Genomic DNA, 21,536 nt, shown 5'->3' with positions numbered 1-21,536 from the left:
CGCGAGTTCGATTCTCGTCACCCGCTTTGAACATAGGTTCTTTACCAAGTTTTTAACTTGGGCGCGTAGCTCAGGTGGTTAGAGCGCACGCCTGATAAGCGTGAGGTCGGTGGTTCGAGTCCACTCGTGCCCATTTTGGAGAATTACTCAAGAGGCTGAAGAGGACGGTTTGCTAAATCGTTAGGTCGGGTAACCGGCGCGGGGGTTCGAATCCCCCATTCTCCGTATAATTTCCAAGTTTGAGATGTCATCTCAAACTATTTTTTATATTTTGAAGGTTTTGTCTATGTTCTTGAATCGATTCTTTAAAATTTTTAGTTTTGTGTTTGTTTTAACTGTTTCAGGAATTTTATTTCTTTTTCCATCTGTTAGAACTTCTATTGTTTTAAAATCTTCTGATCTATTATCTATTGTTGATAAGGCAGTATCGGAACCATTTGTTGTTGTGGAATCTAAGGCAAAGGATTTAAAGAATTTATCTGAATTGAATGATGAAAACCGTTCGTTAAAATCACGTCTTTATCAAAAGGATATTGACCAGTCAAAACTTAACCGTTTGGAATCAGAAAATAGAGAATTAAAGGATTTGATGTCAATCAAGAATTCTGTATCGGGTTCTAAACAAGTCGTTAGTGAGATTATTGACCGTAATTATGGTTCGTGGGATCAGGAATTTGTTATTGATAAAGGTAGTTCAGATGGAATTTCTGATTCTATGTTTGTTCTTTCGTCTGGTGGCGTCATTGGTGTGGTAGAAAGTATAGAGAAAAATTCTAGCAAAGTGAAATTATTAGTCGAAGATACTATTTCTTCACAACACCTGACGTTTAAAATTGAGAGTCAAGGTCAATCTATTTTTGCTTTATTAAATGGTTATGACGAGAAGACAGGTGAGTTTCGGTTGTTGCAAATTGGAGATCCAGTTGAAATTAAAAAAGGATCTCTGGTTTCAACAAGTGGTTTAGGAAAATATAAGAGTAGTGACTTACCTCTTGGTACAGTAACTTCTACTCAAAAGGCATCTGATCAGTTAGGGCAAGAAATTCGTGTGAAACCAAAGGCTAATTTAGATGTCAATCGTTATGTACTATTGATTGGAGAGTAGTGTGAAAGTCATACGTAAGTACCATTTTTTCCCTTTAATCTTATTCTTATCTTTATTTGTTGACGGGCAGATCTCTTTTCTTATTTCTCGTTTCTGTCCAAACTCCTTTGAACCTACTTCATTTTTATTTCTATATGGTTTTATGTTATTGAGTCTCTATTTCTCTGAGATAGCTAGTATTTGGTGGGGAGTCTTCTTTGGTTTTTGTTTTGATGTGTATTTTTTACACACTCTAGGAATTGCATTCATAGTATTTCCTATACTACAGGTGATTTTTTATCGGTGTAATCAGATTATTTTGGTCAATCGATTGACTCGTTTTTTTACATTTTTATTAACGATTCTATTATTTCAGATTTTAACAAATCTTCTTTTGATTCTTTTTATCAGTATAAAATTTAACTGGATTACACTAATTATTTACCAAATTTTTCCAAGTTTAATTTTGAATGTGCTTCTATTAATAGTATTACAGCCTTTACTTGAAAAGATTTATTTATAAACTCGAAATAAAAATGTAACAATAGCGTAATATAAATTTTTAAAAAATTTGTTATACTAGTTAGTGTCTTATTAGAAAGGGAAAATTTATCTAATGAAGAAAAAATTATTTGCCACAATCTTATTGAGTACAGTTGCTTTATCACAAGGTGCTGTCGTAGCTGGTGTATCAGCTGATTCAACAGATGATAAGATTGCTGCTCAAGATAACAAAATCAATAGTATTAATCAACAACAACAAAGTGCACAAGCTCAGGTAGATCAAATTCAAGGTCAGGTATCTGAAATTAAAAAACAACAAGAAAATCTTCAAGCTGAAAATGACCGTTTGAATGAAGAATCTGAACGATTGTCAGCTGAGATCGATGAGTTGTCAAAAAATATTGTTGCTCGTCAAGAATCACTTGCAAATCAAGCACGTAGTGCTCAAACAACTGGGACTGCAACAAGCTATATTAATGCGATTGTTAGCTCTGGATCTTTGACAGAAGCTATCTCACGTATTTCTGCTATGAACGAAATTGCAGATGCTAACAACAAAATGTTGCAAGAGCAAAAACGTGATAAAGAAGAGATTGCACAAAAACAAAAAGAAAACAACGATGCTATCAATACTGTCATTGCAAACAAACAGCAATTAGAAGATGATGCGCAAGCTTTGTCAACAAAAGAAGCTGAGTTGAAAGTAGCACAATTGAACTTGGCTGCTGAAAAATCAACTGCTGAAAACGAAAAAAATGCTTTGTTGCAACAAAAAGCGGAAGCTGAAAAAGCAGCAGCAGCAGCGGCAGCAGCTGAAGCAGCTTACCGTGCAAAACAAAAAGAACAACAAGCAGCTGTAAAAGCTTCTGCTAATACAACTCTTCAAGCACAAGTTCAAGCGGCAGCTCAAACACCTGCTGCAACACCAGCGGCGGCACAAACTCAAGCAGCAGCTCAACCTACTGTTCAAACTCAAGCAGCTGCAGCACCAGTAGCAACTACTTCTCGTCCAACTTATAGTACATCTGCATCATCTTATCCAGTTGGTGAATGTACATGGGGTGCGAAGACATTGGCTCCATGGGCTGGTGATTACTGGGGTAATGGTGGACAATGGGCAGCAAGTGCAGCAGCAGCAGGATTCCGTACAGGATCTCAACCACAAGTTGGTGCCATTGCATGTTGGAATGATGGTGGATATGGACACGTAGCAGTTGTTACAGCCGTTCAATCTACAACAAGCATCCAAGTTTCTGAGTCTAACTATAATGGTATCCGTAGTATTGGTAACTACCGTGGTTGGTTTAACCCAACAACAGCACAAGGTACTGTTACTTATATCTATCCAAACTAAGAATTACACTGAAGCAGAACATTTGTTCTGCTTCTTTTTTGATAGAATTTAGGTAGTGATAGATTTTGTAATTTCCATAAATTAATATTTGAATATTTGCTTAAAAAGCGATAAAATGATTACAGGAGAAATTTGTGCTGACTGTACAATATGGTTTTAGATTTTACTGGAGGAAATCATGTCATTTTCTGATTTAATGCTCTTTGCTTTGTCGTCAAATCAAGAATTGGCTCAACGTGTGTCTCGAGAAATGGGACTACCGCTTGGAAAGTCAACGGTTCGTCAATTTTCTGATGGAGAAATTCAGGTTAATATTGAAGAATCAATCCGTGGGAAAGATGTTTATATTTTGCAATCCACTAGCTCGCCGGTTAACGATAATCTAATGGAAATTTTGATTATGGTAGATGCGTTGAAACGTGCTAGTGCGCAATCCATTAATGTGGTGATGCCATATTACGGCTATGCTCGTCAAGACCGGAAAGCTCGAGCTCGTGAACCAATCACTTCTAAGTTGGTAGCCAATATGCTTGAGGTTGCTGGAGTTGATCGCCTCTTGACAATTGATTTGCATGCCGCTCAGATTCAAGGTTTCTTTGATATTCCTGTTGACCACTTGATGGGTGCGCCTTTGATCGCCGACTTTTTTGAACGTCGCGGGATGATTGGAAAAGACTATGTTGTTGTCAGTCCAGACCATGGTGGTGTGACTCGTGCTCGGAAATTAGCTGAATTTTTGAAGACACCGATTGCGATTATTGATAAACGTCGAAGTGTCGATAAGATGAATACGAGTGAAGTGATGAATATCATTGGGAGTGTTGAAGGCAAGACTTGTATTTTGATTGATGATATGATTGATACAGCTGGTACAATCTGTCATGCGGCGGATGCCCTTGCAGAAGCAGGTGCTGTTGAAGTTTATGCAAGCTGTACTCACCCTGTTTTATCAGGACCAGCGATGGACAACATCCAAAAATCAGCCATTAAGAAGTTGGTTGTGTTGGATACGATTTATCTACCGGAAGATCGATTGATTGATAAGATTGAGCAAATTTCGATTGCGAAACTCCTTGCAGAGGCCATTGTTCGCATTCACGAAAATCGCCCTCTTTCTCCTCTATTTGAAATCGGAAATGCCAAAAAATGTTAACAATAAGGAGGCTGGGTAACTGGCCTCTTTTATTTAGGAGGATATACAAATGGAAATCAGAAAATGGTTGGAAAATCTAAAAAAAGAAAAGAAACGGAAAAAACTGGTTCAAGCAGCTAAAGAACTAGAAGCAAAGGCTGATCCTAGTTTGCCCAAGAAACGATTGCCAAAAAATGGGGTGGTGAAATAGGATAGAAAAGATTTCTATTTTTTAAATACATTTTTATATATGAATAGAGTATTTTTCCAAGATGGTTTTAAATTCGTAGTTCTATATCTCAAATGGATCAAAAGATTAAACTTTTTTTAAAAAATAATGGAAAAAGTCTTGACATAGGCAGAATATCCTAGTATACTAGTCATAGTTACGAAGTAACGAATAATTTTTGAAAAGAAAAAAGGAGATAAAACAATGAAAAAAGTTTTATTATCATCAGTAGCAGCTCTTGCAGTATTTGCTGCAGCAGCACCAGTTCTTGCCGAAGGTGGAGTCAACGGTGGAGCTAACAATCCTAGAGGACCTCAAGATACTGACGTCGCTTCAAAATACTATGATCAATCTGAATTTGTAAGTGCTCGTACAGTTGAAGAATACCTTAACGGTCACATGGACGAAATCAAAGCTGAAGCAGCGGCTGATCCAGCAGTAGTAGCAGCTAAAGCTGAATTTGATGCTGTTGAAGGTGGTTCACACCTTTACGGAGAAAAGAAAGCAGCTTATGAAGCAGCATTCAATACTGCATTCTTGAACGTACGTAACAAATATGTACAACAATTCCAAACTGTTCAAAACACAGCTAAGAAAAAAGAAGGCCGTTACTATATCTTGAATGAAACTCCAGAACAAGCTAACGCTCGTTACTTGAAAGAACATGGAATTAATCCAGAACAAGCTAACGCAGACGCAGCTAAAGCAGACGCAGCTAAAGCTGACGCAGCTAAAGCAGAAGAAGCAGCTAAAAAAGCAGAAGCTGGTAAAGCTGGTTCAAAACAAGCTGGTAAAGCTCTTCCAAAAACAAGCGCAGTTAAATAATTTGATTATTAATTAGCTCGTAAAATATCACTGGACCTTCGGGTTCAGTGTTATTTTTTAGAAAAAATCATCAAGAGGAGATCGATCAATGAAAAGAGCTGGGGAAAAAAGTTCAAATAAATTGGGTGTTGTGATTGCTGCTCTTGTTGCAGTTGTTGTTCTTGTTGCTGGATTTATTTTCTTTAATCCATTTGGAGGAACTAAGTCATCTAGCACGGCTAAAAAAACAACTGGAACAAGTTCAACCAAGCAAGAAACTAAATATGAACCAAGTCAAGAAGAAAAAGATTACTTGAAAAATCGTTTTGCTCAGTTAACAGCTGTTAACCCTGAGGCAATTGCTTATGTCTATGCACCGGGTACTGAGTTGGATGAACCTGTTGTACAAACCACTGACAATGAAACTTATTTGAATAAGACGTTTGATGGTGGAAATGAACCATACATGGGGACAGTCTTCATGGATATGGACAACAAGAAAGACTTCAGTGATCGTTTGACTTGGTTGTTTGGTCATGCTCGTGGTAGTAAGGTCGGCGATCATCGCATGTTTAATGATGTCAACTACTATGACAAACAAGAGTATTTGGACCAACATCCGTATGTTGTGATCGAGACACCAGAGCGGAAATATTACTATGAAGTAATGGGATTGGTCATTGTCCCAGAGGACACTGCTTTCTACCGTACAAGCTTTACTGATGACAATGATTTTACTACACAATTGAAGAATATCTATGAGTCAGCTCGTACGAAGAACCCTAATATCAAGATCAAAGCATCTGATAAGTATTTAGTATTGTCAACTTGTCGTGAAGAGGATGAAACGATTCGTTCTAACCTCTACCTTCGTCAAATTCCTGATTCAGAAATGAAGGATTTTGTGGCAAAACATGCGGATCAATTGAAATACGTGGCAACACGTGGCCAACAATAATGACTTGAAAGACTTAGCATTGCTAAGTCTTTTTTGCATGGAAGGATTGTTGAAATATCCTTTGATGATGAGCAAAAGATGGGGATCTGGCTTGTTCTTTTGCGATGGGGTCCTATTTATAGTATAATGAATATAAGTGTTTTGGAGGTGTTCTATGGATTTAACGAAACGTTTTAATAAAAATCTGAATCGGATCGAAGTTTCTTTGATTCGTCAGTTCGATCAATCAATTTCTTCCATTCCTGGTGTCTTGCGTTTGACTTTAGGGGAACCGGATTTTACAACTCCTGAACATGTAAAAGAAGCAGGAAAGGCTGCCATTGATGCGAATTTTAGCCATTACACTGGGATGAGTGGTTTGCTGGCTTTGCGTGAGGCTGCGAGTCAGTTTGTGACTGATAAATATGGTATTCACTATCGTCCTGAAGATGAGATATTGGTGACGATCGGTGCGACTGAAGCCCTATCTGCAACCTTGACAGCGATCTTGGAACCTGGAGATGTAGTGCTTCTTCCGGCGCCAGCTTATCCGGGTTATGAACCGATTGTAAATTTGGTTGGGGCTGAGATTGTCGAAATTGATACGACAGCAGATCGTTTTGTCTTGACTCCTGAAAAGTTGGAAAAGGCTATTTTAGAGCAGGGTGAAAAATTGAAGGCTGTTATTCTCAATTATCCAGCTAATCCAACGGGTGTTACTTATTCGCGCGAACAGATGGCGGAATTGGCTGCTGTCTTAAAAAAATATGAAGTCTTTGTGATTTGTGATGAAGTCTATTCAGAGTTGACTTATACTGGAGACGCGCATGTCTCTATGGCATCCTTCATTCCTGAACAGACCATTGTTATTAATGGCTTATCTAAGTCTCATGCTATGACAGGCTGGCGGCTTGGCTTTATCTTTGCGCCTGCTGCATTGACGGCCCAACTCATCAAGAGCCATCAGTATTTGGTAACGGCTGCTGGAACCATGAACCAGTATGCTGCGATTGAGGCCTTGACTGCTGGTCGGGATGATGCGGAGCCGATGAAGAAGGAATATGTGAAGCGTCGCGATTATATTATTGAACAGATGTCCGCGCTTGGGTTTGAGATGATTAAGCCAGATGGAGCTTTTTATATTTTTGCTAAAATCCCAGCTGGTTATAATCAAGATTCCTTTGCTTTCTTGCAGGATTTTGCGCGTGAAAAAGCGGTTGCTTTCATTCCTGGTGCTGCTTTTGGTCAATATGGTGAAGGCTATGTGCGTTTGTCGTATGCAGCCAGCATGGAGGTTATCAAGGAAGCTATGAAACGCTTGAAGGAGTATATGGAAGAACATGCTGGAGTCAATTGAGACCCGGGGAATTGTCCTGTATAATCGGGAGTTTCGTGAGGATGACAAGCTGGTCAAAATCTTCACAGAGAAGTCAGGGAAGCGGATGTTTTTTGTGAAACATGCGGGAAAATCACGGTTGAATCCCATGTTGCAACCTTTGGTAACGGCAGATATGTTGTTGAAAATCAATGATGATGGGTTGAGTTATATTGATGATTTTCAAGATGTGCAGATTTATAAGAAAATTAATGCAGATCTTTTTGCCCTTTCTTATGCGACCTATGTTCTGGCGCTTGCAGATGCAAGTATTCAGGATAATCAGGTGGATCCGGCCCTGTTTGCTTTTTTGGAAAAGACCTTGTCTTTGATGGAAGAGGGACTGGATTATGAGGTTTTAACCAATATTTTTGAGATTCAGATTCTATCACGATTTGGAGTTGTCTTGAATCTGCATGAATGCTGTTTCTGTCATCGGGTTGGACTTCCTTTTGATTACTCTTTTCGCTATAGTGGGGTCCTTTGTCCGGATCATTATGATCAGGATGAGAGACGTGCTCACTGGCATCCGAATGTTCTCTATTTATTGGATCAGTTTCAAGCAGTACGATTCAGTGAGTTAGAGACGATTTCCCTACAAGCGGAGATGAAAACAGCTCTGCGTCAGGCAATTGATCAGTTGTATGAGGAGTATGTAGGGATCCATTTAAAAGCTAAAAAGTTTATCGATTCCTTGAGTGACTGGGGAGCGATTATGAAAGATTCATCTGGAGGTGAAACATGAAAAAAATTGCAGTAGATGCAATGGGGGGCGATAATGCACCTCAAGCCTTGGTAGAAGGTGTGAATCAAGCCATTCGTGATTTTGATGATATTGAGATTGTCTTATATGGCGATGAGGCAAAAATCAAAGACTATTTAACCGCAACCGAACGTGTATCGATTGTGCACACGGAAGAAAAAATTGATTCAGATGATGAGCCAACGCGTGCCATTCGTCGGAAGAAACAGGCTTCGATGGTCTTGGCTGCCAAGGATGTGAAGGCTGGTGAGGTGGATGCCATGCTATCTGCGGGAAATACAGGTGCCTTGTTGGCAGCAGGTTTCTTTATTGTTGGGCGCATCAAGGGCGTGGAACGTCCAGGTTTGATGTCGACACTTCCAACGGTTGATGGTCGTGGGTATGACATGTTAGATTTGGGTGCTAATGCGGAAAATACACCAGAGCACTTGCATCAGTATGCTGTGATGGGGTCTTATTATGCTGAAAATGTTCGTGGGATTCAAAAACCGCGTGTGGGTCTATTGAACAATGGGACAGAAGCTAGTAAGGGAGATCCTTTGCGCAAGGAAACCTACCAATTGTTATCTGAGGATGAGTCGATTCATTTTGTTGGAAACGTGGAAGCGCGTGACTTGATGGATGGCGTTGCTGATGTCGTTGTGGCGGATGGTTTTACAGGAAACGCTGTCTTGAAAACGATGGAAGGAACGGCTTTTGGGATCTTGAAGCAATTGAAACAAGCAATTGCCACAGGAAACTGGAAGGCGAAATTGGGAGCTTTTCTGCTCAAGGACCGTTTGAAATCATTGAAGCAAACCTTGGATTTCTCAGATGTTGGAGGAGCGGTCTTGTTTGGCCTTCAAGCACCTGTTGTTAAAACGCATGGTTCGAGTGATGCCAAAGCTGTCTATAGCACGATTCGTCAGATTCGGACTATGTTAGAGACAGATGTTGTTGGAAAATCAGTGAAGGAATTATCGAAGGAAGGGTAATGTATGAGTAAACAAAACGAAATTTTAGCTACTATTGAGGAATTTCTCAAAGACCGCAAGGGACCAGATTTTCAAGTATCTTTGGAATCTGACTTACGTAAGGATTTACAGGCGGATTCTGTTGAATTGATGGAATTTATTATCAATCTTGAGGATGAATACCAAATTGAGATTCCGGACAAGGCTATTGATGAATTTAACACAGTAGGGGATGTTGTCGACTATATCGAAAAACGAACTGCTGGTCACTAATGAAAAAGGGATCGTTCAGAGATTATTCTGGATGATCTTTTTTTCTGTCCTTTTTATTCGGATTCTGCTTATATTGTACGGAATTTTATTGAAAATACACTTTGTATATGATAGAATGAAGGTGATAAAATACGAAAGGCGAACAAAGTCATGACCAATCAACTGATTTATACTGGAAAAGCTAAGGATATCTATACTACTGAGGACGAAAATGTGATTAAGTCGGTCTATAAGGACCAGGCAACCATGCTTAATGGGGCTCGTAAGGAGACTATTAAGGGAAAAGGTGTGCTAAATAATCAGATTTCGTCTCTTATTTTTGAAAAATTGAATGCTGCGGGTGTAGCTACTCACTTTATCGAACGTATTTCTGACACAGAACAACTCAACAAGAAAGTAAAAATTATTCCTTTGGAGGTGGTTCTTCGTAATGTGACTGCGGGTTCTTTCTCTAAACGTTTTGGCGTGGAAGAAGGTTTGGACTTGAAAACTCCAATCGTTGAATTTTACTACAAGAACGATGATTTGGATGACCCATTCATCAATGATGAGCATGTGAAGTTCTTGGATATTGCCAATGATGAGCAAATTGCCTATATCAAGGAAGAAACACGTCGCATCAATGAATTGTTGAAGGATTGGTTTGCACAAATTGGTCTTCGCTTGATTGATTTCAAATTGGAATTTGGTTTTGATAAGGATGGCAAGATCATCTTGGCAGATGAATTCTCTCCAGATAATTGCCGCCTTTGGGATGCTGAAGGGCACCATATGGACAAGGATGTTTTCCGTAGAGATTTGGGTAGCCTAACGGATGTATATAAGGTTGTGTTAGAGAAGTTGCAAGACTTGAAATAATTTGGTTGAAACGGAAAACCTTCGTCTTCAAGAGCATTTTTGAATAGAAGTAAAGGAAATAAAATGGATAAACGTATTTTCGTTGAGAAAAAAGCTGATTTTCGTGTGAAATCGGACTCTTTAGTAAAAGAATTGCAGCATAATCTTCAGTTGAAAACCTTGAAGGATCTTCGGATTGTTCAGGTTTACGATGTTTTTGGTTTGGCAGAGGACTTGTTTGCGCGTGCGGAAAAACACATCTTCTCTGAGCAAGTGACCGATACTGTTTTGGATGAAGCTACGGTTCAGACTGATCTTGAGAAATATGCTTTCTTTGCGATCGAAAGCTTACCTGGTCAATTTGACCAACGTGCGACATCTTCACAAGAAGCTTTGCTGTTGTTGGGTAGTTCAAATGACGTAACAGTGAATACAGCGCAATTGTACTTGGTTAACAAGGATATCGATGCGAATGAGTTGGAAGCTGTTAAAAACTACCTTTTGAACCCAGTGGATTCTCGTTTCAAAGATATCACTGTTGGCATTGCGAAACAGGATTTCTCTGAGTCTGACAAGACCATTCCAAGCTTGGATTTCTTTGAAAGGTATACGGCAGAAGATTTTGCACAGTATAAGGCTGAGCAAGGATTGGCAATGGAAGTGGATGACCTTCTCTTCATTCAAGATTACTTCAAATCCATTGGACGTGTACCAACTGAGACTGAGCTTAAGGTTTTGGATACTTATTGGTCTGACCACTGCCGTCACACAACTTTCGAAACTGAGTTGAAAAACATCGACTTCTCAGCTTCTAAATTTGAAAAACAATTGCAAGCGACTTATGACAAGTATATTGCCATGCGTGATGAGTTGGGACGTACCGAAAAACCTCAAACCTTGATGGATATGGCGACTATTTTTGGCCGTTATGAGCGTGCTAATGGTCGTTCGGATGACATGGAAGTGTCTGATGAAATCAATGCCTGCTCAGTTGAAATTGAAGTGGATGTCAATGGTGTCAAAGAACCATGGCTTCTTATGTTCAAGAATGAAACACACAACCACCCAACGGAGATTGAACCATTTGGTGGAGCGGCTACTTGTATCGGTGGTGCCATTCGTGACCCATTGTCAGGTCGTTCATACGTTTACCAAGCCATGCGTATCTCAGGTGCTGGTGATATCACGGCTCCAATTTCAGAAACTCGCGCTGGTAAATTGCCACAACAAGTGATTTCTAAAACAGCGGCTCATGGTTATTCTTCATATGGTAACCAAATTGGTCTTGCAACAACTTATGTTCGTGAATACTTCCACCCAGGTTTCGTTGCTAAGCGTATGGAGCTAGGTGCAGTTGTCGGTGCGGCTCCTAAGGAAAATGTTGTCCGTGAAAAACCTGAAGCAGGTGATGTGATTATCTTGCTTGGTGGTAAGACTGGACGTGACGGTGTCGGTGGTGCGACAGGTTCTTCTAAAGTTCAAACGGTTGAATCTGTTGAAACAGCTGGTGCTGAGGTTCAAAAAGGGAATGCCATCGAAGAACGTAAGATTCAACGTCTTTTCCGTAATGGGGAAGTGACCCGTCTGATCAAGAAATCAAATGACTTTGGTGCCGGTGGTGTCTGTGTGGCGATCGGTGAATTGGCAGATGGTCTTGAAATTGATCTAGACAAAGTGCCATTGAAATACCAAGGTTTGAACGGTACAGAAATTGCTATCTCAGAATCTCAAGAACGGATGGCTGTAGTGGTTCGTCCAGAAGATGTAGATGCTTTCGTTGCTGAATGTAACAAAGAAAATATTGATGCTGTTGTCGTTGCAACAGTAACTGAAAAACCAAATCTTGTCATGCACTGGAATGGTGAAACCATCGTTGATTTGGAACGTCGTTTCCTTGATACAAACGGTGTACGTGTGGTTGTAGATGCTAAGGTGGTTGACAAGGATGTCAAGCTTCCAGAAGAACGTCAAACATCTGCTGAAACCCTTGAAGCGGATACTCTTGAAGTCTTGGCTGACCTGAACCATGCCAGTCAAAAAGGGTTACAAACCATCTTTGATAGCTCGGTTGGTCGTTCAACAGTCAATCACCCACTTGGTGGTCGCTACCAAATCACACCAACGGAAGCTTCTGTACAGAAATTGCCAGTCCAACATGGCGTGACAACAACTGCATCTGTTATGGCGCAAGGATTCAACCCTTATGTAGCAGAATGGTCTCCATATCATGGCGCTGCTTATGCGGTCATCGAAGCCACAGCTCGTTTGGTTGCTGCTGGTGCAAACTGGTCTAAGGCTCGTTTCTCTTATCAGGAATACTTCGAGCGTATGGATAAACGAGCAGAGCGTTTTGGTCAACCAGTCTCAGCTCTCCTTGGATCAATCGAAGCTCAGATTCAACTTGGTTTGCCATCTATCGGTGGTAAAGACTCGATGTCTGGTACCTTTGAAGAATTGACAGTACCACCAACCTTGGTTGCTTTTGGGGTCACAACTGCAGATAGCCGTAAGATTCTTTCTCCAGAATTCAAAGCTGCTGGTGAAAATATTTACTACATTCCTGGTCAAGCTTTGGCACAAGAAATTGACTTCGATCTTATCAAGTCTAACTTTGCTCAATTTGAAGCCATCCAAGCTGATCATAAAGTCACATCTGCATCAGCTGTCAAATATGGTGGTGTCGTTGAAGCGCTTGCTCTTGCAACATTTGGGAACCATATCGGAGCAAACGTCGAATTAGCTGACCTTGACACTAGCTTGACAGCCCAATTGGGTGGATTCGTCTTCACATCGCCTGAAGAAATTGCAGGTGTTGCCAAGATCGGACGAACAGTGACTGACTTTACACTCACTGTCAACGGTGTAACGCTTGATGGACACAAACTTGACAGTGCCTTCCAAGGTAAATTGGAAGAGGTTTACCCAACGGAATTTGCACAGGCAACTGAGCTGGAAGAAGTACCTGCAGTGGCATCAGATGCTGTGATTAAAGCTAAAGAAACAGTTGATACACCAGTGGTTTACATCCCAGTATTCCCAGGTACTAACTCTGAGTACGATTCAGCTAAGGCCTTTGAAAAAGAAGGTGCAAAAGTTAACTTGGTACCATTTGTCACACTGAATGAAGAGGCGATTGTCAAGTCTGTTGACACTATGGTTGACAACATCGAAAAAGCCAACATTATCTTCTTTGCAGGTGGCTTCTCAGCAGCGGATGAACCAGATGGATCAGCTAAATTTATCGTGAACATCTTGCTCAATGAAAAAGTACGTGCAGCCATCGATCACTTCATTGAACGCGGTGGTTTGATCATCGGTATCTGTAACGGATTCCAAGCCCTTGTTAAATCAGGTCTTCTTCCATACGGTAACTTTGAAGATGCAAGTAGCACCAGTCCAACCCTCTTCTACAATGATGCCAACCAACACGTGGCTAAGATGGTTGAAACACGGATTGCCAACACCAACTCACCATGGCTTGCTGGAGTGCAAGTTGGGGACATCCATGCCATTCCAGTATCACACGGTGAAGGTAAATTTGTCGTGACAGCTGAGGAATTCGCAGAGCTTCGTGACAATGGTCAAATCTTTACCCAATATGTTGACTTCGAAGGTAAACCAAGCATGGATTCTAAATATAATCCTAACGGATCTGTAAATGCTATCGAAGGTATCACAAGTAAGAACGGTCAAATTATTGGTAAGATGGGTCACTCAGAACGTTTCGAAGATGGTCTCTTCCAAAATATTCCAGGAAATAAAGACCAACATCTCTTTGCATCAGCGGTTAAATACTTTACTGGAAAATAAAAGGTATACAACATGACATACGAAGTTAAATCTCTTAATGAAGAATGTGGTATTTTTGGGATCTGGGGACACCCAGATGCTGCAAAACTGACTTATTTCGGATTACACAGTCTTCAACACCGTGGTCAAGAAGGGGCGGGGATCCTTTCGAATGATGCGGGTCAACTAAAACGGTATCGTGATACGGGTCTTCTCTCAGAAGTATTTCGAAATCCTGCTAACTTGGATAAGTTAACAGGAACGGGAGCGATTGGCCATGTTCGCTATGCGACAGCTGGGGAAGCTTCGGTGGATAACATCCAGCCCTTCCTCTTTCGCTTTCATGATACCCAGTTTGGACTGGCCCACAACGGGAATTTAACCAATGCCAAGTCCCTTAAACGGGAGTTGGAAAATAACGGAGCGATCTTTAGCTCAACTTCTGATTCAGAAATCTTGGCCCACTTGATTCGTCGGAGCCACAACCCTTCTTTCATGGGTAAGGTGAAAGAAGCCTTGAATACGGTGAAAGGTGGATTTGCTTACCTTCTCATGCTGGAAGATAAGCTGATTGCGGCCTTGGATCCAAATGGTTTCCGTCCTCTTTCGATTGGGAAAATGGCCAATGGCGCTATCGTAGTTTCCTCTGAAACCTGTGCCTTTGAAGTGGTTGGTGCTGAGTGGATCCGCGATGTGAATCCAGGTGAAGTCGTGATCATCGATGATAACGGCATCACTTACGATAACTATACAACGGACACCCAATTGGCTGTTTGCTCGATGGAGTATATCTACTTTGCCCGTCCGGACTCCAATATCCAAGGGGTCAATGTCCATACAGCACGTAAACGTATGGGCGCTCAATTGGCACGTGAATTCAAACATGAAGCAGATATTGTGGTCGGTGTACCTAATTCATCACTTAGCGCAGCCATGGGATTTGCGGAAGAATCTGGCCTACCAAATGAAATGGGCTTGATTAAAAACCAATATACCCAACGGACCTTTATTCAACCAACACAAGAACTACGGGAGCAAGGGGTTCGGATGAAGCTCTCTGCCGTATCCGGTGTCGTGAAAGGCAAACGAGTTGTCATGATTGATGATTCTATCGTACGTGGGACAACATCACGTCGGATTGTGAAGTTATTGAAAGAAGCAGGAGCTACAGAAGTCCATGTGGCAATCGCAAGCCCAGCCCTTGCCTACCCATGTTTCTACGGGATCGATATTCAAACACGTAAGGAATTGATTGCTGCCAATCACACAGTAGAGGAAACACGCGATATTATTGGTGCAGATAGCTTGACGTATTTGTCAATCGATGGCTTGATTGATTCTATTGGAATTGATACAGATGCTCCAAATGGCGGTCTTTGTGTGGCTTACTTTGATGGAAAATATCCAACGCCTTTATATGACTACGAAGAACGCTATGTGGAAAGTTTGAAAGAACATACTTCTTTCTATTAAGAGCAGTGCAAAAGAAAAGGAATGAAACAAATGACAAATAAAAATGCGTATGCACAGTCTGGTGTGGATGTTGAAGCGGGTTATGAAGTTGTTGAACGGATCAAAAAACATGTGGCTCGTACGGAACGTGCGGGTGTCATGGGAGCTCTTGGTGGTTTCGGTGGCATGTTTGATCTTTCAAAAGCAGGTGTCAAAGAGCCTGTTTTGATCTCAGGTACAGATGGTGTTGGTACTAAGCTGATGCTTGCCATCAAGTACGACAAACACGATACGATCGGTCAAGACTGTGTGGCCATGTGTGTTAACGATATCATCGCTGCAGGTGCTGAGCCCCTTTACTTCCTTGACTATATCGCAACTGGTAAAAATGAACCAGCTAAATTGGAACAGGTCGTTGCTGGTGTTGCAGAAGGTTGTGTGCAGGCTGGTGCAGCCCTTATCGGTGGGGAAACAGCTGAAATGCCTGGTATGTATGGTGAAGATGACTATGATTTGGCTGGGTTTGCTGTCGGTGTTGCAGAAAAATCTCAAATTATCGACGGTTCAAAAGTGGCTGAAGGGGATGTGATTCTTGGACTTGCTTCAAGCGGTATCCACTCAAATGGTTACTCACTTGTTCGTCGTGTCTTTGCGGACTATACAGGTGAAGAAGTTCTCCCTGAATTGGAAGGGAAGAAACTTAAAGACGTTCTTTTGGAACCAACTCGTATCTACGTCAAAGCAGCTTTGCCACTCATCAAAGAAGAATTGGTTAACGGAATTGCCCACATCACAGGTGGTGGTTTCATCGAAAATGTACCACGTATGTTCTCAGATGACTTGGCTGCTGAAATTGACGAAAGCAAAGTGCCAGTTCTTCCAATTTTCAAAGCCCTTGAAAAATATGGCCAAATCAAGCATGAAGAAATGTTTGAAATTTTCAACATGGGGATTGGTCTCATGCTTGCAGTGAAACCAGAAAATGTGGAACGTGTTAAAGAACTTCTTGACGAACCTGTTTATGAAATCGGTCGTATTGTGAAGAAAGATGGCGCAAGTGTGGTGATTAAATAATGGTGATATCACCATTTTATACGGAGAAATTGTAGAAAGGAGTGTTTAGTTAGCTAGCCTAACTGAACACGGGACTCATTTTCTAGGAAAAAAGAGAAATTATTTTGTGTGCAAGCACCCAGCAATGATTTCCTATTTTTCTACGAAACTGTTCGGCTAGCCGAAACGTCCCTTTGTATCGAATATGAAAATCGCTGTATTTGCCTCTGGCAACGGCTCAAACTTTCAGGTGATTGCAGAACAATTTCCAGTAGAATTTGTCTTTTCAGATCACCGGGATGCCTATGTCTTAGAACGTGCCAAGAACCTTGGTGTGGCTAGTCATGCCTTTGAACTCAAGGAATTTGACAATAAAGCAGCTTATGAAGAAGCTATCGTCAAACTCTTGGATGAATACCAGATTGACTTGGTTTGTTTGGCGGGTTATATGAAAATCGTCGGTCCAACCTTGCTAGCAGCTTATGAAGGCCGTATCATCAATATTCACCCGGCTTATCTCCCTGAATTCCCTGGTGCTCATGGCATTGAGGATGCTTGGAATGCAGGTGTTGCTGAGAGCGGTGTGACCATTCATTGGGTGGATTCTGGTGTTGATACCGGTAAGGTTATTCAGCAAGTGCGCGTGCCGCGCCTTGAAGGGGATACCCTTGATACTTTCGAAACTCGCATCCATGAAACAGAGTACAAGCTCTATCCAGAAGTCTTGGAACGTTTGGGAGTAGCACGAAAATAAGGAAGCCATTGATCGGAAAGAACATTTTCGACTGTAGCAGATAAAGAACTTTTTTAAAAAGGAAAAGAAAGAAAATGACTAAACGCGCACTAATTAGTGTTTCAGACAAAGCGGGCATCGTTGAATTTGCCCAAGAACTTAAAAAACTTGGTTGGGACATTATCTCAACAGGTGGGACTAAAGTTGCCCTTGACAATGCTGGTGTTGATACCATTGCCATCGACGATGTGACTGGTTTCCCAGAAATGATGGACGGTCGTGTGAAGACCCTCCACCCAAATATCCACGGTGGTCTCCTCGCTCGTCGTGACCTCGATAGCCACCTTCAAGCAGCTAAGGACAATAATATCGAATTGATTGACCTTGTTGTGGTCAACCTTTACCCATTCAAGGAAACGATTCTTAAACCAGACGTAACTTACGCGGATGCGGTTGAAAACATCGATATTGGTGGGCCATCCATGCTTCGATCAGCAGCTAAAAACCATGCTAGCGTAACGGTTGTGGTAGATCCTACTGATTATGCTGTGGTGCTTGACGAATTGGCAGCCAACGGCGAAACAAGTTACGAAACTCGCCAACGTTTGGCAGCGAAAGTCTTCCGCCACACAGCAGCCTATGATGCTTTGATCGCAGAATACTTCACAGCTCAAGTGGGTGAAAGTAAACCTGAAAAACTTACTTTGACTTATGATCTCAAGCAACCAATGCGTTACGGGGAAAATCCTCAACAAGACGCAGACTTCTACCAAAAAGCTTTTCCAACGGATTACTCCATCGCTTCAGCGAAACAGTTGAACGGGAAAGAATTGTCCTTCAACAATATCCGTGACGCTGATGCGGCTATCCGGATCATCCGTGATTTCAAAGACCGTCCAACAGTTGTGGCCTTGAAACACATGAACCCATGTGGGATTGGTCAAGCTGACGATATCGAAACGGCTTGGGACTACGCTTATGAGTCTGACCCAGTATCCATCTTTGGTGGTATTGTCGTTCTCAACCGTGAAGTAGACGCTGCGACAGCTAAGAAAATGCACGGTGTCTTCCTTGAAATCATCATTGCACCAAGCTACACAGACGAAGCGCTTGAAATCTTGACAACTAAGAAGAAAAACTTGCGGATCCTTGAGCTGCCATTTGACGCTCAAGATGCTAGTGAAGTGGAAGCAGAATACACTGGTGTTGTTGGTGGTCTCCTCGTTCAAAACCAAGACGTGGTGAAAGAAAGTCCAGCTGACTGGCAAGTGGTTACCAAACGCCAACCAACTGAGACAGAAGCGACAGCTCTTGAGTTTGCTTGGAAAGCTATCAAGTATGTGAAATCAAATGGTATTATCGTGACCAACGACCACATGACACTTGGTGTTGGCCCAGGTCAAACCAACCGTGTGGCTTCCGTCCGTATCGCCATTGACCAAGCCAAAGATCGTCTTGACGGCGCTGTTCTTGCTTCCGATGCCTTCTTCCCATTTGCGGATAACGTGGAAGAAATCGCCAAAGCAGGGATTAAAGCGATCATCCAGCCGGGTGGATCAGTCCGTGACCAAGAGTCAGTCGAAGCGGCTGATAAATACGGATTGGCTATGGTCTTCACAGGAGTAAGACATTTTAGACATTGATGGGTATTTAAAAATTAGCTCATTATCAACTGTGATAAATGATTTATCGCTAACAACGAGAGAAGACGTAAGTTGTCTTCTCTTTTTGTACGTCTAAAACAATAAGCATTTTAGTGTTAGAAATTATTAAAATGATTTGTTAGAACTGTTCATGACGAATCTCGAAAAACTCAGTTTCTCACTTAACTATTTTTTATACGTTTTATGGTGTTTAAGGTTGTTGTGACTAGCTCGTTAACAGGCATGGCTTTATAATCTCCTTTTAACCATTCATCAAAAATATTGTAGAGACCGCCGGTAATGAATCTACTATCATAGTTGATTTGTCTTTGATCACTATTTGTAATGTGCCAAGGTGCCATGACAGTGGTATAAGCAGCAAGAAACTTATCATAAGACCTTGGCAAGATAAGCACGAGTAAGTTTGCGTCTTGCAAAATTTTTAATGGCTCAGTGTACTGGCTCCAATACTGAAAGAAAAGGTTCACTAAATCTTCAAAATTAGTTAGTTTTGCTGTTTGAAGTTCGATAATATAGTATTGGATTAAGCGGTCTAAATAGTTCGTAAGAACTTCCTCTTTTGAATGGTAATAACGATAAAATGTTCGTCTAGCAATCTGAGCATGCTCGCTGAGTTCAGCAATGCTGATATTTTGGAGAGACTTCTTAGTTGCTAATAAATCGAACAAGGCTTCCTCCAGCCATTGTCGCGTTTGATATTCCATGGTATTTTTCCTTTCCTGTCACACTTTTGGTCAAACTGTGCCAATTTATCTTAACCTCTTGTTTTTGTAACAGTTTATCTTTATACTAAAAGTGTTGCGCGTGATATATGATGATCATTTATTCTTAACATTGTATAATTGTTAGTTGTTATTAAGGAGGTAAAGGTATGAGCATTCTTTTTAATGTTTGGATGCTGCCTATTTTATTTATTTTACATGATTTTGAAGAAATAATTTTTATGCCCTTGTGGAAAACACGGCATCATCAAAAGTTAGAAACTTTTAAGAAACCGTTCTTTGGTTCCGTTACGCAAGGTTCCGCTTTTGCAGTAGGTGTGTTCGAAGAATTTATCATCCTGGTGTTTATTTCTGGATTCTGCCAAATAACTCACAACAGTTTACTCTATTTTTCTTTTGTAATAGCTTATACAGCTCATTTCATAATCCATTATATCATGTGCCTACAATTTAGGGGCTATGTTCCTGGAGTCGTCACGGTAACCCTAGAATTGCCAATGGTTCTAATGATTGTTTCCCACTATTGGCCTTCTGACAGTTCTTTGTTATCAGTCGTTGTCTATCTTTTATTGGCCATGGTATTAGCTTTTACGAATCTTAAAATCATGCATCTCATCATGCCAAAAATTCAAATACATCTAGAAAAATACGCGAAATGAAAAACGATTAAATGAGAGCTACTTTTTAACCTTTCTGATATAACTGGTTAATGAGCAGCCAAGAATCTATCGAAGCTGCTGATAAATACGGAATGGCTATGGTCTTCACAGGAGTAAGACATTTTAGACATTGATCAAATAAGGCACACATCAATGGATGGGTGCCTTTTCTGCTGGTTAAGACGACCTTAATCTGGGTAGATATAGGTGACAGTTCCCCAGATGGGGTTGGTCGGATCAAACCAGCCACGGAAGTTGTCGATATAGCGATGGCCGTTGTAATTAGCCTCTTGGATCTGAATTTTTTGGTCATGTTCGACATCCGTAACCAAGGCGACATGCCCATATCCCCCATCATTCCAACAGGCGATGGCACCGACCTCTGGGATGTCTCCTGTCCGGAATCCCGCAGTGCGTGCACTAGCTGCCCACATGCCACCGTTTCCCCACCAGTTGTGGGCCCAAGGGGCTAATTCTTTGGCTCCCCAGGTGCACTCACCGATGGGGTAGGTGTTTCCCGGATGTGTCGCGAGTGGAGTGAGCTTTGGCTTTGCCTTTTCCACTTGAAAGGTAGTGGGGAATAGTCCTTGTAGTTGCCCCTTCTTTTTCTGATAGACATGTAGGTGAAATAGCCCGCTTCCCTTGTGTTTTTGAGCCTGAAAGCGCAGTTGGAAGTGTCCAGGTGCAATCTTCTTTGCGGGATACCAGACCAGATCATCCTGCCCGTTTTCTTCTGACCAGATGGGGAAGACAATCTCGTCAACGTCTTCGAACAACTTTAGGTCTACCTCAAATTCTTGTGAGGAGATGGGTGTGATCGTGATCTTGGGTTGGGAAGAAGCCAGGTCTTTTTGCTGGACGCTGGTCGTGAGAGGGTAAAGACCGGTTAACTGTTCATTTGCCTCCACCCCATAGACATGAACATGATAAAGTCCGGCTTGATCAGAATGGTTGGTCAATGGCACTTGTAGGTCAAATCCCTTGTCACTGCGTTCCACAGGATACCAAGTCAGGTCATCTTGGCCATTTTGGTCAGACCAGATGGGAACTTGGATCTTATGATACTTATCCGGGACATTTCCAAGATGAATCATCAGCTGCCCTTTTTCGGCATAGATAGCATTGGTCGCTTGATCTGCATGAGCAAAAGAGGTTTGCATCCCCCATGTCGCACAAGTCAGTACGATAATTTTTTTGATCGTTTGCATAATACTCCTTT

20 protein-coding genes, 2 tRNA genes and 1 pseudogene are annotated in these 21,536 nt (G+C 41.4%); 21 read left to right on the top strand and 2 right to left on the bottom strand.

Annotated elements, in window-relative coordinates:
• Positions 1 to 59 precede the first annotated feature (59 nt).
• The 19 genes from HMPREF2918_RS04475 (at position 60) to purH (ending at position 18,915) form a co-directional block, all read left to right on the top strand.
• Positions 60 to 133, top strand: a tRNA-Ile gene (locus tag HMPREF2918_RS04475).
• 4 nt (positions 134 to 137) lie between these two features.
• Positions 138 to 225, top strand: a tRNA-Ser gene (locus tag HMPREF2918_RS04470).
• A gap of 61 nt (positions 226 to 286) precedes the next feature.
• A complete protein-coding gene (gene mreC, locus HMPREF2918_RS04465; RefSeq protein WP_070594696.1) occupies positions 287 to 1,105 on the top strand; it encodes a rod shape-determining protein MreC in 819 nt (272 codons plus the stop codon).
• Position 1,106: 1 nt separating this feature from the next.
• Entirely contained in the window at positions 1,107 to 1,607 is a 501-nt protein-coding gene (gene mreD, locus HMPREF2918_RS04460) for a rod shape-determining protein MreD (protein ID WP_049473284.1), read from the top strand.
• A 93-nt stretch (positions 1,608 to 1,700) separates the two neighbouring features.
• Positions 1,701 to 2,942: a peptidoglycan hydrolase PcsB gene (gene pcsB / locus HMPREF2918_RS04455; RefSeq protein ID WP_070594695.1), complete on the top strand. Its 1,242-nt coding sequence runs from the start codon at positions 1,701 to 1,703 to the stop codon at positions 2,940 to 2,942.
• A 178-nt stretch (positions 2,943 to 3,120) separates the two neighbouring features.
• The gene (locus HMPREF2918_RS04450) at positions 3,121 to 4,095 is read left to right on the top strand and encodes a ribose-phosphate diphosphokinase (RefSeq protein WP_049490632.1); all 975 of its coding nucleotides are present in this window, start codon (positions 3,121 to 3,123) and stop codon (positions 4,093 to 4,095) included.
• A gap of 49 nt (positions 4,096 to 4,144) precedes the next feature.
• A complete protein-coding gene (locus HMPREF2918_RS11335; RefSeq protein ID WP_173018797.1) occupies positions 4,145 to 4,285 on the top strand; it encodes a hypothetical protein in 141 nt (46 codons plus the stop codon).
• A gap of 222 nt (positions 4,286 to 4,507) precedes the next feature.
• Entirely contained in the window at positions 4,508 to 5,128 is a 621-nt protein-coding gene (gene abpA, locus HMPREF2918_RS04445; protein WP_070594694.1) for an amylase-binding adhesin AbpA, read from the top strand.
• Between the two features lie 88 nt (positions 5,129 to 5,216).
• Positions 5,217 to 6,065, top strand: a complete 849-nt coding sequence (gene srtB, locus HMPREF2918_RS04440) for a class B sortase, LPKTxAVK-specific (RefSeq protein ID WP_070594693.1) — start codon at positions 5,217 to 5,219, stop codon at positions 6,063 to 6,065.
• A gap of 154 nt (positions 6,066 to 6,219) precedes the next feature.
• Positions 6,220 to 7,401 carry a pyridoxal phosphate-dependent aminotransferase gene (locus HMPREF2918_RS04435; protein ID WP_070594692.1) on the top strand — a complete coding sequence of 394 codons (1,182 nt, stop codon included), beginning with the start codon at positions 6,220 to 6,222 and terminating at the stop codon, positions 7,399 to 7,401.
• Entirely contained in the window at positions 7,385 to 8,164 is a 780-nt protein-coding gene (recO, locus tag HMPREF2918_RS04430) for a DNA repair protein RecO (RefSeq protein WP_049490644.1), read from the top strand. The genes HMPREF2918_RS04435 and recO overlap by 17 nt, the downstream gene beginning before the upstream one ends.
• Entirely contained in the window at positions 8,161 to 9,156 is a 996-nt protein-coding gene (plsX, locus tag HMPREF2918_RS04425) for a phosphate acyltransferase PlsX (protein WP_003009280.1), read from the top strand. Before recO ends, plsX begins: the two co-directional genes overlap by 4 nt.
• A 3-nt stretch (positions 9,157 to 9,159) precedes the next feature.
• Positions 9,160 to 9,408 (top strand): acyl carrier protein, encoded by a 249-nt coding sequence (locus HMPREF2918_RS04420; protein WP_024054589.1) that lies wholly within the window; start codon positions 9,160 to 9,162, stop codon positions 9,406 to 9,408.
• 150 nt (positions 9,409 to 9,558) lie between these two features.
• The gene (gene purC / locus HMPREF2918_RS04415; protein WP_070594691.1) at positions 9,559 to 10,266 is read left to right on the top strand and encodes a phosphoribosylaminoimidazolesuccinocarboxamide synthase; all 708 of its coding nucleotides are present in this window, start codon (positions 9,559 to 9,561) and stop codon (positions 10,264 to 10,266) included.
• 63 nt (positions 10,267 to 10,329) lie between these two features.
• Positions 10,330 to 14,055, top strand: a complete 3,726-nt coding sequence (locus HMPREF2918_RS04410) for a phosphoribosylformylglycinamidine synthase (protein WP_070594690.1) — start codon at positions 10,330 to 10,332, stop codon at positions 14,053 to 14,055.
• Between the two features lie 12 nt (positions 14,056 to 14,067).
• Positions 14,068 to 15,507: an amidophosphoribosyltransferase gene (gene purF, locus HMPREF2918_RS04405; protein ID WP_004219473.1), complete on the top strand. Its 1,440-nt coding sequence runs from the start codon at positions 14,068 to 14,070 to the stop codon at positions 15,505 to 15,507.
• A gap of 30 nt (positions 15,508 to 15,537) precedes the next feature.
• Entirely contained in the window at positions 15,538 to 16,560 is a 1,023-nt protein-coding gene (purM, locus tag HMPREF2918_RS04400; protein WP_070594697.1) for a phosphoribosylformylglycinamidine cyclo-ligase, read from the top strand.
• Between the two features lie 184 nt (positions 16,561 to 16,744).
• A complete protein-coding gene (gene purN / locus HMPREF2918_RS04395; protein ID WP_070594689.1) occupies positions 16,745 to 17,293 on the top strand; it encodes a phosphoribosylglycinamide formyltransferase in 549 nt (182 codons plus the stop codon).
• A gap of 74 nt (positions 17,294 to 17,367) precedes the next feature.
• On the top strand, positions 17,368 to 18,915 hold the full coding sequence (gene purH / locus HMPREF2918_RS04390) for a bifunctional phosphoribosylaminoimidazolecarboxamide formyltransferase/IMP cyclohydrolase (protein ID WP_070594688.1): 1,548 nt from the start codon (positions 17,368 to 17,370) through the stop codon (positions 18,913 to 18,915).
• A gap of 182 nt (positions 18,916 to 19,097) precedes the next feature.
• Here purH and HMPREF2918_RS04385 read toward each other — a convergent pair whose 3' ends face one another.
• A complete protein-coding gene (locus HMPREF2918_RS04385; protein ID WP_070594687.1) occupies positions 19,098 to 19,640 on the bottom strand; it encodes a TetR/AcrR family transcriptional regulator in 543 nt (180 codons plus the stop codon).
• 167 nt (positions 19,641 to 19,807) lie between these two features.
• Between HMPREF2918_RS04385 and HMPREF2918_RS04380 the strand changes: the two genes are divergently transcribed.
• Positions 19,808 to 20,317, top strand: coding sequence for an HXXEE domain-containing protein (locus HMPREF2918_RS04380; protein WP_070594686.1), 510 nt, complete (start codon positions 19,808 to 19,810; stop codon positions 20,315 to 20,317).
• A 59-nt stretch (positions 20,318 to 20,376) separates the two neighbouring features.
• A pseudogene (locus HMPREF2918_RS11785) lies at positions 20,377 to 20,451 on the top strand (IMP cyclohydrolase); the annotation flags it as partial.
• A 54-nt stretch (positions 20,452 to 20,505) separates the two neighbouring features.
• Here the strand turns inward: HMPREF2918_RS11785 and HMPREF2918_RS04375 are convergent.
• Positions 20,506 to 21,525 carry a GBS Bsp-like repeat-containing protein gene (locus HMPREF2918_RS04375; protein WP_070594685.1) on the bottom strand — a complete coding sequence of 340 codons (1,020 nt, stop codon included), beginning with the start codon at positions 21,523 to 21,525 and terminating at the stop codon, positions 20,506 to 20,508.
• Positions 21,526 to 21,536: the final 11 nt, after the last annotated feature.

It is taken from the genome of Streptococcus sp. HMSC065C01 (genome assembly GCF_001813525.1).
Lineage (GTDB): Bacteria > Bacillota > Bacilli > Lactobacillales > Streptococcaceae > Streptococcus > Streptococcus parasanguinis_V.
Note: the sequence above shows the minus strand (reverse complement) of the source record. Positions and strands in the feature narration are given on the sequence as shown.

Coding starts and splice junctions, on each gene's coding strand:
- purH (WP_070594688.1), top strand. CDS start 17,368: ATGACTAAACGCGCACTAATTAGTGTTTCAGACAAAGCGGGCATCGTT.
- HMPREF2918_RS11335 (WP_173018797.1), top strand. CDS start 4,145: ATGGAAATCAGAAAATGGTTGGAAAATCTAAAAAAAGAAAAGAAACGG.
- abpA (WP_070594694.1), top strand. CDS start 4,508: ATGAAAAAAGTTTTATTATCATCAGTAGCAGCTCTTGCAGTATTTGCT.
- purN (WP_070594689.1), top strand. CDS start 16,745: ATGAAAATCGCTGTATTTGCCTCTGGCAACGGCTCAAACTTTCAGGTG.
- plsX (WP_003009280.1), top strand. CDS start 8,161: ATGAAAAAAATTGCAGTAGATGCAATGGGGGGCGATAATGCACCTCAA.
- HMPREF2918_RS04385 (WP_070594687.1), bottom strand. CDS start 19,640: ATGGAATATCAAACGCGACAATGGCTGGAGGAAGCCTTGTTCGATTTA.
- pcsB (WP_070594695.1), top strand. CDS start 1,701: ATGAAGAAAAAATTATTTGCCACAATCTTATTGAGTACAGTTGCTTTA.
- HMPREF2918_RS04450 (WP_049490632.1), top strand. CDS start 3,121: ATGTCATTTTCTGATTTAATGCTCTTTGCTTTGTCGTCAAATCAAGAA.
- purM (WP_070594697.1), top strand. CDS start 15,538: ATGACAAATAAAAATGCGTATGCACAGTCTGGTGTGGATGTTGAAGCG.
- HMPREF2918_RS04380 (WP_070594686.1), top strand. CDS start 19,808: ATGAGCATTCTTTTTAATGTTTGGATGCTGCCTATTTTATTTATTTTA.
- mreC (WP_070594696.1), top strand. CDS start 287: ATGTTCTTGAATCGATTCTTTAAAATTTTTAGTTTTGTGTTTGTTTTA.
- HMPREF2918_RS04435 (WP_070594692.1), top strand. CDS start 6,220: ATGGATTTAACGAAACGTTTTAATAAAAATCTGAATCGGATCGAAGTT.
- HMPREF2918_RS04375 (WP_070594685.1), bottom strand. CDS start 21,525: ATGCAAACGATCAAAAAAATTATCGTACTGACTTGTGCGACATGGGGG.
- HMPREF2918_RS04420 (WP_024054589.1), top strand. CDS start 9,160: ATGAGTAAACAAAACGAAATTTTAGCTACTATTGAGGAATTTCTCAAA.
- HMPREF2918_RS04410 (WP_070594690.1), top strand. CDS start 10,330: ATGGATAAACGTATTTTCGTTGAGAAAAAAGCTGATTTTCGTGTGAAA.
- purF (WP_004219473.1), top strand. CDS start 14,068: ATGACATACGAAGTTAAATCTCTTAATGAAGAATGTGGTATTTTTGGG.
- srtB (WP_070594693.1), top strand. CDS start 5,217: ATGAAAAGAGCTGGGGAAAAAAGTTCAAATAAATTGGGTGTTGTGATT.
- purC (WP_070594691.1), top strand. CDS start 9,559: ATGACCAATCAACTGATTTATACTGGAAAAGCTAAGGATATCTATACT.
- recO (WP_049490644.1), top strand. CDS start 7,385: ATGCTGGAGTCAATTGAGACCCGGGGAATTGTCCTGTATAATCGGGAG.